A 13,507-nucleotide genomic window follows, 5' to 3' on the forward strand; every position below is an offset into this window, starting at 1 on the left:
GTACACATCCGCTCTTCTTATCTTCTAAGCTCTTGCTCCTGGAATTGGCACAGTACTATATAAGTCCGCTGCCGAGGCTTCAAAGGGCCAGTCCCTCCACCTCTCTAGATAAGAAATTTTTAAATATTAAATTATATCTAAGATACGCTTAATGTTTTTTGTTGTCAAGAATAATTTTTAAATAGATAGGAAAAACATGACACCAAGGAATTTCTTCTCATCCTCCGTTGTAACAATCCTTGCATTTAAAAGATATTTCAGTAAATGATTATTTTTCATGAAGGAAAGTGATGGGATTATGTTAAAATTGCATTAACTTGAGTAGAAGCGTTAGATCAAGTTATTGGTAGGTGGTACATTCATTCTGTTATTTGTTCTGAAAGTGGGGATGCTATGTTGTTCCAAAATGGACAGTTGAAAGTCCGGAGATTACAAGTGAAGGATAACTATTTATTAGTAAAGTGGCTTTCCGATCCTTCCGTTCTTGCGTTTTATGAAGGAAGGGATAACCCTTTTGATTTAGACAAAGTTAATAAAGCTTTTTATGATTCTGATGATGATGAAGTTAAATGTGTAGTAGAGTTTGATGGTAAAGAAATAGGGTATATCCAATTTTACCCTTTAGATGATGAAACAAAAAAAGAATACGGATACCAGGATGCAACGATTTATGGTATGGACCAATTTATAGGTGAAGTAAGTTATTGGAATAAGGGGATTGGAACACTACTTGTTTCATCAATGGTTACATTTTTAATCGAGCATAAGGAAGCAGAACGAGTAGTGATGGACCCACAAACCTGGAATACATGGGCCATAAGATGCTATGAAAAATGTGGATTTAAAAAGGTTAGAATACTTCCAAACCACGAGCTTCATGAAGGAGAATATCGAGATTGTTGGTTGATTGAATATTATAACTGATCGATGCGTAATAGGAGGTATTTCTTGTCCATAAATAAAGTTACAAACCTTTTTTGTTTTTCCATAAAAAGTATTGACAATAATAAAACACCATGATAATATTCAACATAATATTATGAAAATAACAAATAATTTAATATTTTCTTATCAAGAGTGGCGGAGGGACTGGTCCGATGATGCCCGGCAACCTATTAAGCAGTTTTCAAATTGCTTAATAAGGTGCTAATTCCTGCAGGAGAATATCCTGAGAGATAAGAAGAGATAGAAATATAAACCCTCTTCTTATGAAGGGGGTTTTTGTATGGGGATGATTAAATGAAGAAGGAAGGTAAATACGATGAATGGATAGGGATTAAAGGGCTATGTGAATGATGACAATATCGATTTTAGGAGGATTGAAAAATGAAAAGATTAACGTATTTAGTAATTGGGATTATTGGATTTATGTTAATACTAGCAGGCTGCTCTTCAGAAAGTTCAGATGGGAAGCCAGAAAAAATAAGACTTGATTATGCATATTATTCGCCTACAAGTTTAGTTTTAAAGAAATTTGGTTGGGTGGAAGAGGAATTTAGCGAGGATGGAATCGAAATAGAGTGGGTATTAAGTCAAGGAAGTAATAAAGCCTTGGAATTTTTGAACAGTGATAGTGTAGATTTTGGCTCATCTGCTGGTGCAGCTGCATTCATGTCAAAAGCAAATGGTGCACCAATTAAAAATGTGTATATCTATTCTAAGCCAGAATGGACAGCACTTGTAGCAAATCCAGATTCCGGAATTGAAACGGTTAAAGATTTAGAAGGGAAAAAGATTGCAGCAACAATAGGTACGGATCCATATATCTTTTTACTTCGTTCATTACATGCAGAAGGTGTGTCACCTGACGATGTAGAGATTGTAAACCTACAGCACGGAGACGGAGCAACAGCATTAACATCTGAATCTGTTGATGCATGGGCAGGGCTTGATCCACATATGGCAAGATTAGAGCTAGAGTCAGATGCTAATTTATTTTATCGTAATATAGACTTTAATACATACGGATTTTTAAATGTAAGGGAAGAATTTGCTGAAAATTACCCTGACTATGTCAATCGTGTGATTGAAGTTTATGAAAAAGCAAGACAATGGATCATCGAACATCCAGAAGAAGCAGCAGAACTCTTATCAGAGGAAGCAAGTATTGAACTAGACGTTGCCAAGAAACAATTGGAACGTAATGACTTCTCTGAACCAGTCCCAAGTAACGTTCACCATGATGCAATAGTAGAAGCTGGTAAGGTTTTGCAGGAAGGTGACGTTATTGATAGGGAAGTTGATATCGAGGAACTTACTTCGGAACTTATTGAAGCGTCTTTCGCGGAAGAAACAATTGAGAATGAATAGTTACGTTTGGAGGAGAGAGTAAAATGGCAAAGCATGAAGGGGAAATCGCATCATCCGCTCTTGTTACAAATCGAACACGTGGAAAGAAAATAAGACAGGTAAAGACGGACTTCAGTGGTGGGAAGGTCATTATTTTAGGAAGCGTGTTGCCTATCTTACTTGTTATCGTTTGGGAGATTTTAAGTAGAATGGGTGTGTTTCCTGCTTATCAGCTCCCTGCACCAACAACCATTATAGAAACAATTAGGGAAATGGCTCAGGATGGGACATTGTGGACGCATATTGGTGTTACGACATTCCGTGTCTTTGCAGGATTTGCTTTAGGCACAATTGTTGCAATTATTCTAGGCTCTTTTGTTGGATTTTATAAAAAGGCGGAACAGATATTTGATCCGATGATACAGGCCTTCAGGTCGATTCCATCCCTTGCCTGGGTTCCATTATTTATACTATGGATGGGGATTGGAGAACCATCAAAAATAACGATGATTGCTGTTGGAGTGTTCTTCCCAGTTTACTTAAATATTGTTAGTGGAATTATGGGCGTAGACCGAAAATTAATCGAAGTTGGTAAAATGTATGGCTTAAATACGTTTCATTTAATAAGAAAAGTAATTTTACCAGCCTCCTTACCTTCTTTTCTTGTCGGTTTACGTAGTGGACTTGGCTTAGGCTGGATGTTTGTTGTTGCTGCTGAGTTGATGGGTGCCAGTCAAGGATTAGGTTACCTGCTTGTGCTTGGTCAAAATACACTTTCTCCTGAAATAATCATAGCAAGTATTATTTTATTTGCGATTATCGGAAAATTATCAGATTGGGTTCTGAAACTAGTTGAAAAACGAACATTACAATGGCAAGACAGTCTTATTAAATCATAATTAGGGAGGATCTGTAAGATGAGCCTGGAATTAAGAAACATAAGTCGATCATTTGATGGGAAGCAAGCAGTGAGCAATATCTCTTTTTCTGCCCAGCCTGGTGAAATTATTGGTATTCTTGGAACAAGTGGTTGTGGGAAAAGTACATTATTACGTGCCATTTCCGGATTGGATAGTAGCTATAACGGTGAAATTGCAATTAATGGAAATACGACGAAAGAGATTCGTGACACGACAGGATTTATATTCCAAGAATCAAGATTATTTCCTTGGCTAACCGTATTGGATAATATCACCTTTGGGTTAAAAGGGAATAAACAGGATAAGATTATCCGTGCAAAGCAATACTTAGAACATGTTGGATTGAAAGAGTGTGGTGAGCTTTATCCAAGACAACTTTCTGGTGGAATGGCCCAACGAGTAGCTATTGCTAGAGCTTTGGTTACATCTCCGGAAATCCTTTTATTAGATGAGCCATTCAGTGCACTTGACGCATTCACTAAAATGCAGTTACAGGATTTATTACTTAATATATGGAAAACATATCAATCAACCATTATTTTGGTTACACATGATATTGATGAAGCGATCTATTTATGTAATCGAATCATTATCTTGCGGGGACAACCTGGTAAAATAGATAAAGAAATAGAAATTAAGGAACCCCACCCGCGTGACAGAGGAAGTAAACAATTAGTAGAGTACAAGGCAAAGATTTTAGATAGTTTGGATTTAAATAAACCGAGTGTGAAAACTTCTTAACTAATCACTTCCTCAACGCATGTCAGATTGAAATCTTAATTGCAAAGCCGATTGATTTTATTAACTCAATCGGTTTCTTCGTGTATGAAGTTGCTTCATTAAATAAAGGAATTACTCGAATAAAATTGTTGGAATTTTATGTTAGAATAGGATAAAGATAAATCAATGGGGGTAGAGTAGGTATGGAAAACGAAAAGTTAAAAGGGTTACTGACTTTAGGTTCTTTACTAGGTGTATTGGGATTACTATCGCTTTTTTTCAGTCCCAATTTAGGTACAGCTCTAGCGGATAGTTGGCTCGTAGCACAAGGTGATTATGCAGACTCTTCCTTATACGAATTTAAGTTAAAAGCAAATACGAATAATTTCTTCGCTATAGGTAGCATCCTTTTTACGATTGGTCTAACTACGATTGTCTTTACCTATTATAAAATGCTCACTGTAAAAGACTAGATTAGAAGAAAGGTACCAGGCTAGAGACATTAGTGTAGGAAGGTGTTAGAGATGAATCGAATTATGGTTATTGGAATATCAGCAGGTGTGGGGAAGTCAACCTTTGCTCGGAAATTAGGGAAGCTATTACATCTAAATGTTTATCATTTAGATTCTTTATATTGGAAGCCAAATTGGGTAGAAGCTTCATTAGAAGAATTCTCAAAAGCACAACAGAATATCGTTAATCAAAATCAATGGATTATTGAAGGGAATTACAATAATACATTCGAGATACGTGCAGAACATGCCGATACGATAATCTATTTGGAACTACCACTCCATGTTTGTTTATATCGTGTTGTGAAGAGATACGTAAAAAATAGAGGGAGAACACGATCCGATATGGGTAAAGGATGCAAGGAAAAGTTAGATTGGGCTTTCATAAAATTTATTTGGACGACTTATTATCCGCGTAAGAAAAAAATGGAGGAACGATTCCAGTCTTTCCAGAAACGAGGTACAAACAAAGAGATTATCGTCTTAAAGAGTAAACAAGAGATTCATTCTTACTTAGAGAAGATAACAAGTAGCAAGAATTAACAAGGGAATGTATATAGCAATGCAAGAATGGAAGCTTCAGTAGGGGACTGACTCCCAGCCGTCCCCCTAGATGTTCATAACTGATAAATGTAAATAGCTAAAGCTACGAACGACAAGACGATTACAATGGCATAAATCCATAGTAAATTTTTTACGTTTTTCGTTAAGGATTTTGTTTCATATTCATGTGAACGCTTTAATTCAATTTCAGCTAAATTGTCATGGTCTGCATACTTATTTGCTTTATTTTCTTCATTCCTCAAGATGTAAATAGTAGCTATTAATGCGATGACAAGCGTTATTACAATGACGATTGTTGCAATCCAAATCATATTTCCACCCTCGGTTTTTGTTTATTTTTATTTACTTGAAGCGTAAACACATCATTACGAGCATAGTGCCCAACTGGGTTAAAATCAAACTTTGCACATGTGATCTGATCCAAATCGAGTTCTGTTATAAGAATGTCTTCCTTTCCCTAACTTGGTTCGACTTCATATTCTCCTAATGGGTTCACAATCGCACTTCCCCCGCGGCACATTTCTTCTGGTGATGTTTCAAGTTCAGTATAACATGCCAAATCACTCGGATACATAGACTTTGTTACATATTGGTTAACACCAATAACAGAACAGCGACCATCCATCGCAATGTGGCGAAGCGTAGATTGCTAGGAATCTCTTGCATCAGCTGTTGGGGCTAGATAAATCTGAACCCCTTTTGCATACATATTTGCTCGAGCGAGAGGCATATAATTCTCCCAACAAATCAGTGCACCAATTTTGCCAAAAGGTGTATCAATGACTGGCATCGTACTTCCATCACCTTCACCCCAGATCAGTCTTTCAGATGCAGTTGGTTTTAAATTCCGATGTTTCCCGAGCAACTCGCCGTCAGGTCCAAAAAAGCGGAAGAATACGAAAAAGCTTAACGATAAAAATGTATGAACATAAGCATGAGTATACAAATCATATTATACATGTTATATTTTAATTAATTGGAAAATTTTAAATAGAGTAGTGATATGAAAAAGTTAGATACCATTATTTCTTCCTCTGCTCGTCTACTCTTTTTGGAGGAATGATACGTCTAACATACATTGAATGGAGGAATAACAAATGTCAATAATTCAGAATTTACGTATGCCTGTAATTGGTTCACCATTATTTATTGTTAGTAATCCGAAGCTAGTGATTGAGCAATGTAAGGCAGGAATTGTTGGATCAATGCCTGCACTTAATGCTAGACCAGCCTCCTTACTTGACGAATGGTTGTCAGAAATTACGGAAGCGCTTGCAGATTACAATGAAAAAAATCCAGACCGTCCCGCAGCGCCATTTGCGATTAATCAAATTGTACACAGGTCAAATGAACGATTGGAACATGATATGGAATTATGTGTGAAGTACAAGGTTCCGATAATCATTACATCCTTAGGTGCCCGTGAAGAAATATTTGATGCAGCACATAGCTATGGGGGAATGGTTCTCCATGACGTCATTAATAACACTTTCGCACACAAAGCAATTGACAAAGGTGCAGATGGCTTAATTGCTGTTGCAACTGGTGCAGGTGGACACGCTGGTGTGAAGAGTCCGTTTGCTTTGATTCAAGAGATTAGACAATGGTTCAACGGTCCGCTTGCATTATCTGGATCCATTTCTACAGGAGGAGCAGTCTTAGCTGCCCAAGCGATGGGAGCTGATTTCGCATATATTGGTTCACCTTTTATTGCAACACATGAAGCACGTGCTTCTGAAACTTACAAGCAGGCAATCGTTGACAGTAATTCAGATGATATTATTTATAGCAGTCTTTTCACTGGTGTCCACGGAAATTATTTGAAATCCTCTATTAGAGCAGCTGGATTGGATCCGGATAATCTACCAGAAAGCGATCCGTCTACGATGAATTTTGGAGAAAAGTCTGTGAAGCCGTGGAAAGACATTTGGGGAAGTGGACAAGGTATTGGTACTATAAAAGAAGTAACTAGTGCAGCACAATACATAGATAAGCTCTATGAAGAGTATACGGAAGCAAAAAGTAGACTGGCAAATTCATATATATCAAATCAGTGAACAATTCGTTAGTAACGATAGAACATGAAGGGATTTGAAAGGTAACATACAAAAAGCAATCCGTTGAGGAGGAACTTAAATGGAACATATTATTGTAAATACACAGAATGGAGTCCGTACGTTGACACTTAATAGACCTGAGCGTCTCAATGCGGTCAATGATACACTTAGTAATGAGATCATTCAGGCAATTACGGAGGCTTCGGCTGATGATGGGGTTCGTGTCATTGTAATTACAGGGAGTGGACGAGGTTTTTGTGCAGGTCTTGACCTATCAGATTATGCGAAAAAAAATCCATCTACTTTATCACGTCACGAAAGCTTAGACGACCTCGGTTGGGTTGGTCATCAAGCATTAGGCATTGTTGATTGTGATAAACCAGTCATTGCAGCAATCAATGGGATTGCTGCTGGTGCAGGACTTGCTCTTGCCCTTGCCTGTGATTTACGCTTTATGTCAGCAGATACAAGGGTAACAACTGGGTATATTCGCCGTGGCTTAAGCCCTGATGCGGGAATGTCCTATTTTTTACCACGTTTAGTAGGGCAGGGTAAAGCAACAGAATTGATCTATACAGGCAGGGACATATATCCAGAAGAAGCAGAACAGATTGGTTTAGTTAACGGAATATTCCCAGATGAAGAATTTCAGGAACGGGTGATGGCTTTTGCAAGTGAACTCGCGGAAGGACCACCAGTTGCAATGACATTATCTAAAAGATTGCTAGCCGCAAGCCCAGAATCAGATTTAAGGACGATTCTAAAGCAAGAGTATGCTTCCATTAAAAATTGTTTTGGAACGAAAGACGTTCAGGAAGGAATTCAAGCCTTTACCGAGAAAAGAAAACCCGTGTTCCAGGGTCAGTAATTATATAGTTGTAGATTAAAAAGAGATATGATTTCCGGTCATATCTCTTTTTGTATTGAAGTATTTTGAGATAATGCAGCTTGGGGAATTACTTTTGCTGCTCGGAAAGCTGGCGAAGCTTCTTATCGTGCTGTAGGGTTCTACTTAATACATAATCGGTGGTTTCCTTGGTTTCTGTTAATTCCACACGTATTCCATCAACCTTTTTTCCTAAACGACTAAAACCTTTGTCCATTTTTTGTTCTAAGTTTCCCATATCATTTCTCATGTTATCCATTTTCGATTCTAGGTCATTTCTCATGTTGTCCATTTTTGACTCTAAATCATTTCTCAACTGATCGAATTTATTATCAACATGAACTGAATGTTGATTTAATGCACCTAGAATTTCATTTAAAATCGTTTTCTGTTCCATATTGTCACCTCCCTAAGGACATTATAAATGAACTTGACTAAATTGAAAAGTCGCCTATCATTCATCGAAAATTCATTTTAATGCCATATAAAATACTATTTATAAAAGACATACAAGATAAAATCAAGGAAAATTTAATAATAGGAAAGAAGGTAAGTTGTTTTTCCTTTTTCAAAATAATTTATCTATGAAAGTCAATTCTAGAATTATTTGATATTTTGTCGATTTTAGTAGAAACCAAAATCCTCTAATTATAAGTCTATGCGCGAAATGAAGTAAATAGAACCGATTAAACCAATTATGATTAAATTGTAATATAGGACATACACTCTTAAACAAGCTGTAAAAAACAATCCAGTGATACCGTGGTACGATTAGCTTGTCAATAATTAAAGGGGGACTACATAATGAAAAAGTTAGTAGCTCTAATTGTAGGATTAATTATTATAGGCATTTCTGCCACAACGGTATCAGCAGATAAATATGAAGTAAAAACTGGAGACAACCTCTGGACGATAGCAGAGAATAATCATACGACTGTGGAGTCGTTAATGGATATAAATAATTTGGATTCTGATTTAATTTTTCCTGAACAAATTTTGAAGCTCAATGAAGAGAAAGAATTAGAATATTACGCTGTTAAACAGGGAGATACATTAAACGTTATTAGTAAAGCACAGGTTCATGACGGAACAGTGGCGAATCTAAATGCCTGGGACAATCTCAGCTCTAATAGAATAAACCCTGGTCAGGAACTTGTTGTAAATGGAACAACAGAGAAGAAAATATCGAATACCAATATAGACTCTGAGGAAAAATCTGAAACGTTGAAAACGTTGGCAAGTACAAAACCTAATGAAGGCAAAGAAAATCAGGAAGTGTTAGAATCTGTGGAAACGAAAGAAAATGAAGTAGCAGTGGAAGCAGAAGTTCCTAATGGTAGAACGTTTTCTGTTGAAGCAACTGCATACACAGCATATTGCGCGGGATGTTCAGGTATTACTGCAACAGGTATTAATTTAAGAGAAAATCCGAAAGCAAAAGTAATTGCTGTTGACCCAAATATAATCCCACTTGGTTCAAAAGTGTATGTAGAAGGCTATGGATATGCCGTTGCAGGTGATACTGGTGGTGTTATAAATGGGAATAAAATAGATATCCATGTTCCAACGAAGGATGAAGCTTTCAAGTGGGGAAGAAGAACAGTAGAAATTACCATTGTGGATGGATAAAGATAGAATATGTTTAGTTACATAGGTAGAGTAGGAAGCACTTGCGCATTCGCATAGAATGTCGCAAGTGTTTTTTAGGCTATTTCCGATTTCATTCTGTGATATGCTTAATTTATATTTGGGGTACGACCGAGATACGTGTAAAAAAGGGTCATAGTATGGAATAAATTCCCATCTGCAACCCTTTTTGCTTTTTCCCGTTTATATACTATACAGGAATATCTCCCTCGATTGGTTGTGGGACATTTTCTAAATCGATCATATAGTCTCCGAAACGTTTTATATGCCTAGTCAAATATGGGCTAAGCATGACAATATCTTCTTTTGAAAATACATAGCCTTCCTTAGAAAGTTCCCACAAAATAAGTGTTATGTCACATACATTTTGGAATATTACTGCGTTGGCAACTAAATCATTATATTTAATTCGCTTTTCTTGTTCTTCTGGATCATTTTCTGAAATGATGCCATCGCCACCAAAAAATAACCACTTAGAAAATCCGTTATATGCTTCGACTTTGTTTGTACTAGCACCAATTTGCTCTCTTAGTTTTATATCAGATATATATTTAAGCAAAAATACAGTTCTTATAATCCTTCCTAATTCCCTAAAAGCTTGATATAATCTGTTTTTTCTACTATAGTTACTTAGTTTTCTAAGTAGTGTAGAAGGTAATATTTTCCCGGCTTTGATAGAAAGAACTACTTGGAGCAGATCTTGCCAGTGTGTTTCAATTAGTTCCCAGTCAACGGTATCACTAAACAATTGGTCAATGTGGTGATATTGTGTGTCCTTATCAGCCTTGTAAAATTTTAAATCCTTCCAATTTCGAATACGAGGCATTAAATTAATCCCCAATAAATGTGCAAGTGCAAAAACAGGCGTCGATTGACCCTGAGTATCAGCATGTAATGTATTGGGCTGAATGTCTGATTTATTTTTTAGCAAACCATCAATAATATAAACTGCTTCCCACACCCCACAAGGAATGAAGTGGCTAAAGAGTGCAATATAAGTATCTGAAACATGGTGATACGCAATCCCCCCATAACCTCCATATCTTATGTGGTATTCAGAGATTAAGTTTTCTTCATAGAGATCAAATTTTGTTCCATCCGCAGCAGCCGATTTTCCATCACCCCATAGTTTAGGTAAACTAAATTGATTGTATTGATTTAAAATATCACGAATAGCTTCGTCGATTTTAGATGCATTAATATGTCGCCGATTTACAAATGAAATCATGTGTGGGGTTACTAACTTTTTCATATGCTTAGAAGTCTGTGTTGGTCCTAAATTACATCCGTACCCAAAAGAAGTAATGATATAACGTTCCATTGCATTTTCAAGCTTAGGATCTGAACCAGATAATGGTCCGAAATGCCTTGTCCATTTTGTCCAATGTGCAACATTACAAAGAATATCTAAAACATTTCGTTCAGGTAACCGTTGAGAAATGACTGCCTCTAACGCCTTACTTGTCTGAGGTTGTTCTTTTCTCATTATTTTTCTCAACGTGGGTTCTCCATTTTCATTAATGATTACTTGGCCGTTATCTGGGTAGCTTATATCTACTTTTTGTGCAGTATCTTCTAGCCAGTGCTTTAATTGTTGAACAAAATCTTCTGAATTTGAAGAAAAACCGAGTTCTTTACAGTATTCAGCTACCATAGGCTTACACTCATCCCAAGAAAGGAGCTGTTCACGGTAATCGGCGAAATTTTCTGATCCCTTCACACAAAGATCCCCCGTTTTTAACTCGCTCGCAAGATAGGAAAAAATACAGATCTCAAGGTGTTTACGATGTATTAAATTATTTTCTTTAGGAACATAAATCGTTTTTTTCCACTGTTCACTAGCAAATGAAAGATCAAAATCTATTTGTAGATTTTCAATTTTTCGGTTCTCATGATCACGTAAAAATCGCAAGGCTTCTAAAAGTGATTGATCCTGAGTGGTTGAATCAATTTCAATCATACTAATCAATCTAAAAAGAGTTTTCCTGTGACTTTTATAGAATTTCCATAAAAGAGGAAGGTAGTTATTGCCATTATATGATGAAATGGATTCGCAATCTTCTTTTAATGAGTCGATACCACCTCTTTTTCCCAATATCTCCTTTATTTTTGGACCGGTCAAGGTATCGTCCTCATTTATACTTGTGATATCCAAGACTTCTGCCAAAACAGAGATGAGATTTTCAGTTTTTGACCTATGTTTTTCTCGAAAAAGTTCAAGCTCCTCTTTTCCTTTATTATGTATAGTTCTGACTCTTTTGAGAAACATCTCTACCAGACTATCAATAGCTGAAATTTTTGAGCGATAAGTCATACAAAGTAACAGTGTATATCTCTTAGGCAAATTAAAGTCTTTTAATTCAGATACATCAAGCGCTTTTGCTTCTAAAGCGAAGTGCTTAATTTTTGAATTTGGAATATCCTCTAGTAAGCTATCAATTTCTCCTATAAAATTAGTTAACCAGTGTAATTTATTTTGTATTTCCTTCATATGAGAAAGTGTTGCGCTTTTTGGAACTTCTTTTAAAAAGTTATATTCAGAAGTCCGTTTATCATCTGTAGTAACAAGTAATTGGTCTAATTTTTGCTTAACTTCAGGAGTCAGTTTTGAAAATAATGAATTAAACAGCTGGTGATTCACTAAGGTTCTTATACGGCGAGCCAATCGATCTAATGTACTAAAAGCAGGTAACTCACATCTTTCTTTTATTAATACTTCAATGGATACGTTTATAAGATCAGCTGGATTGTCCATTACCTGAGTGGCCTTATAAATTGAAGTAGTTGCAATATGTAATACTTCTTTTCCATAAGGACGTACATTGAGGTATTCTCTTATTGCTTTTTGATGTCGGTAAATTGATTTACTATTGTAATTCGGTTCAACACTAGTAGATAGATTCAAACAAGTCCGAATATGAATCACAATCTCTACAGGAATATCTTTCGGCCGAGGGAAATAACCAAGACGTTGGAAAGATTTTAACATAACTAGTAAACTTAGAACTGAAACTGGTCCTCTGGCAGCTTTATGTGCAAATTGATTTTCTTCGGATGTAGGGGAGTAAACATCACGAAGTTCTTTTGAAGTAGGACGTTTTTTAAATCTGGGGTAAGCCGTACGTTCTATAGATGCCAAATTACCAACTCCATTCACAGTAAGTTAGGGCAGTGACAGGATAGCTGCCCTAGTCCGTCACATTATTCCCTAAAAATCTAACAAGTTATTAATTCGTTTTTTCTAGTTTCCTTTTATTAATCGCTCGATATAATGATCCCTGTGAAAGTCCTGTACCTTCTACAATTTCTTTTACCGAGTATTCTTTGCTGTCATACATCCTCAAAGCTATTTCAATTTTCCCTTGATCCACTTTAGGTCTTCCAAGTTTTTTTCCTCTTTTCTTACTTGCTTCTAATCCTTCTTTAACTCTTTCTACAATTAAATTTCTTTCTAACTCTGCGATGACACACATCATTTGAAACATGGCTTTTCCCGTTGATGTTCTTGTATCCATGTTCTCTTTAATAGAAACGAACTTTACATCTGTATCCTCGAATTGCTGAATAATAGAAAGAATATCAAGTGTTCTTCTCCCTAAGCGTGAAATACTTTCTACTACAACGGTATCACCTTCCCTTATTACATCTAACAATGAATTAAGTCCATCTCTATCCTTTATAGTCCCAGTAAATTTCTCTTGAACCATTTTTTCACAACCATACTCAGAAAGTAATCTAATTTGTCGGTCTAAATTTTGGTCAACTGTAGAAACTCGGGCATAACCGATTATCATAAAGAAGCCCCCTGCACAATTTAATAATCTTATTGTACAAGAGACTTCATTTTTGTAAAAGTATTTGGTAAAACTTTTGGTAATTATTTTTGGTAACCTATAAAACTAATAAAATCAA

General features: G+C 36.2%; 13 protein-coding genes, 1 pseudogene and 2 riboswitches. Of the genes and pseudogenes, 9 read left to right on the forward strand and 5 right to left on the reverse strand.

From position 1 onward, the window contains the following. Positions 1–14: 14 nt before the first annotated feature. Positions 15–115, reverse strand: a riboswitch (SAM riboswitch). A gap of 278 nt (positions 116–393) precedes the next feature. The 6 genes from D8M05_RS05275 (at position 394) to D8M05_RS05300 (ending at position 4,984) form a co-directional block, all read left to right on the forward strand. Further along, positions 394–924 carry a GNAT family N-acetyltransferase gene (locus tag D8M05_RS05275; RefSeq protein WP_121129379.1) on the forward strand — a complete coding sequence of 177 codons (531 nt, stop codon included), beginning with the start codon at positions 394–396 and terminating at the stop codon, positions 922–924. A gap of 141 nt (positions 925–1,065) precedes the next feature. Then, a riboswitch (SAM riboswitch) is annotated at positions 1,066–1,182 on the forward strand. 144 nt (positions 1,183–1,326) lie between these two features. Next, positions 1,327–2,310: an aliphatic sulfonate ABC transporter substrate-binding protein gene (locus D8M05_RS05280; protein ID WP_121129381.1), complete on the forward strand. Its 984-nt coding sequence runs from the start codon at positions 1,327–1,329 to the stop codon at positions 2,308–2,310. A 23-nt stretch (positions 2,311–2,333) separates the two neighbouring features. Then, entirely contained in the window at positions 2,334–3,188 is an 855-nt protein-coding gene (locus tag D8M05_RS05285) for an ABC transporter permease (protein WP_121129383.1), read from the forward strand. Between the two features lie 18 nt (positions 3,189–3,206). Next, complete coding sequence (locus D8M05_RS05290; protein WP_121129385.1) at positions 3,207–3,950, forward strand: ABC transporter ATP-binding protein; 744 nt, start codon at positions 3,207–3,209, stop codon at positions 3,948–3,950. 182 nt (positions 3,951–4,132) lie between these two features. Further along, positions 4,133–4,402: a hypothetical protein gene (locus tag D8M05_RS05295; RefSeq protein ID WP_121129387.1), complete on the forward strand. Its 270-nt coding sequence runs from the start codon at positions 4,133–4,135 to the stop codon at positions 4,400–4,402. A 51-nt stretch (positions 4,403–4,453) separates the two neighbouring features. Beyond that, positions 4,454–4,984: a DNA topology modulation protein gene (locus D8M05_RS05300; protein WP_121129389.1), complete on the forward strand. Its 531-nt coding sequence runs from the start codon at positions 4,454–4,456 to the stop codon at positions 4,982–4,984. 74 nt (positions 4,985–5,058) lie between these two features. Here the strand turns inward: D8M05_RS05300 and D8M05_RS05305 are convergent, their stop codons facing one another. Together D8M05_RS05305 and D8M05_RS05310 are read right to left on the reverse strand one after the other, a co-directional pair. Then, complete coding sequence (locus tag D8M05_RS05305) at positions 5,059–5,316, reverse strand: hypothetical protein (RefSeq protein WP_121129392.1); 258 nt, start codon at positions 5,314–5,316, stop codon at positions 5,059–5,061. Next, a pseudogene (locus D8M05_RS05310) lies at positions 5,313–5,891 on the reverse strand (nitrilase-related carbon-nitrogen hydrolase); the annotation flags it as partial. The pseudogene D8M05_RS05310 and the gene D8M05_RS05305, both read right to left, overlap by 4 nt. 211 nt (positions 5,892–6,102) lie before the next feature. Between D8M05_RS05310 and D8M05_RS05315 the strand changes: the two are divergent. After that, on the forward strand, positions 6,103–7,062 hold the full coding sequence (locus D8M05_RS05315) for an NAD(P)H-dependent flavin oxidoreductase (protein ID WP_121129393.1): 960 nt from the start codon (positions 6,103–6,105) through the stop codon (positions 7,060–7,062). Between the two features lie 79 nt (positions 7,063–7,141). After that, positions 7,142–7,930 carry an enoyl-CoA hydratase/isomerase family protein gene (locus D8M05_RS05320; RefSeq protein WP_121129395.1) on the forward strand — a complete coding sequence of 263 codons (789 nt, stop codon included), beginning with the start codon at positions 7,142–7,144 and terminating at the stop codon, positions 7,928–7,930. An 88-nt stretch (positions 7,931–8,018) separates the two neighbouring features. Here D8M05_RS05320 and D8M05_RS05325 read toward each other — a convergent pair whose 3' ends face one another. After that, a complete protein-coding gene (locus D8M05_RS05325; protein ID WP_121129397.1) occupies positions 8,019–8,345 on the reverse strand; it encodes a hypothetical protein in 327 nt (108 codons plus the stop codon). Positions 8,346–8,752: 407 nt separating this feature from the next. Here D8M05_RS05325 and D8M05_RS05330 point away from each other — a divergent pair, with 407 nt between their 5' ends. Beyond that, positions 8,753–9,577, forward strand: a complete 825-nt coding sequence (locus tag D8M05_RS05330; protein ID WP_121129399.1) for a 3D domain-containing protein — start codon at positions 8,753–8,755, stop codon at positions 9,575–9,577. Between the two features lie 208 nt (positions 9,578–9,785). On the opposite strand, the gene D8M05_RS05335 is transcribed toward D8M05_RS05330, so the two are convergent. Both D8M05_RS05335 and D8M05_RS05340 read right to left on the reverse strand, forming a co-directional pair. Next, complete coding sequence (locus tag D8M05_RS05335; RefSeq protein WP_121129401.1) at positions 9,786–12,734, reverse strand: Tn3 family transposase; 2,949 nt, start codon at positions 12,732–12,734, stop codon at positions 9,786–9,788. A gap of 88 nt (positions 12,735–12,822) precedes the next feature. After that, on the reverse strand, positions 12,823–13,389 hold the full coding sequence (locus tag D8M05_RS05340) for a recombinase family protein (RefSeq protein ID WP_121129403.1): 567 nt from the start codon (positions 13,387–13,389) through the stop codon (positions 12,823–12,825). Positions 13,390–13,507 lie beyond the last annotated feature (118 nt).

The organism is Oceanobacillus bengalensis (assembly GCF_003628445.1).
Lineage (GTDB): Bacteria > Bacillota > Bacilli > Bacillales > Amphibacillaceae > Oceanobacillus > Oceanobacillus bengalensis.

Bases quoted from the DNA above. Each gene is read 5' to 3' on its own strand.
- D8M05_RS05280 (WP_121129381.1), top strand. From the start codon at position 1,327: ATGAAAAGATTAACGTATTTAGTAATTGGGATTATTGGATTTATGTTA.
- D8M05_RS05325 (WP_121129397.1), bottom strand. From the start codon at position 8,345: ATGGAACAGAAAACGATTTTAAATGAAATTCTAGGTGCATTAAATCAA.
- D8M05_RS05340 (WP_121129403.1), bottom strand. From the start codon at position 13,389: ATGATAATCGGTTATGCCCGAGTTTCTACAGTTGACCAAAATTTAGAC.
- D8M05_RS05295 (WP_121129387.1), top strand. From the start codon at position 4,133: ATGGAAAACGAAAAGTTAAAAGGGTTACTGACTTTAGGTTCTTTACTA.
- D8M05_RS05305 (WP_121129392.1), bottom strand. From the start codon at position 5,316: ATGATTTGGATTGCAACAATCGTCATTGTAATAACGCTTGTCATCGCA.
- D8M05_RS05330 (WP_121129399.1), top strand. From the start codon at position 8,753: ATGAAAAAGTTAGTAGCTCTAATTGTAGGATTAATTATTATAGGCATT.
- D8M05_RS05275 (WP_121129379.1), top strand. From the start codon at position 394: ATGTTGTTCCAAAATGGACAGTTGAAAGTCCGGAGATTACAAGTGAAG.
- D8M05_RS05315 (WP_121129393.1), top strand. From the start codon at position 6,103: ATGTCAATAATTCAGAATTTACGTATGCCTGTAATTGGTTCACCATTA.
- D8M05_RS05300 (WP_121129389.1), top strand. From the start codon at position 4,454: ATGAATCGAATTATGGTTATTGGAATATCAGCAGGTGTGGGGAAGTCA.
- D8M05_RS05285 (WP_121129383.1), top strand. From the start codon at position 2,334: ATGGCAAAGCATGAAGGGGAAATCGCATCATCCGCTCTTGTTACAAAT.
- D8M05_RS05290 (WP_121129385.1), top strand. From the start codon at position 3,207: ATGAGCCTGGAATTAAGAAACATAAGTCGATCATTTGATGGGAAGCAA.
- D8M05_RS05320 (WP_121129395.1), top strand. From the start codon at position 7,142: ATGGAACATATTATTGTAAATACACAGAATGGAGTCCGTACGTTGACA.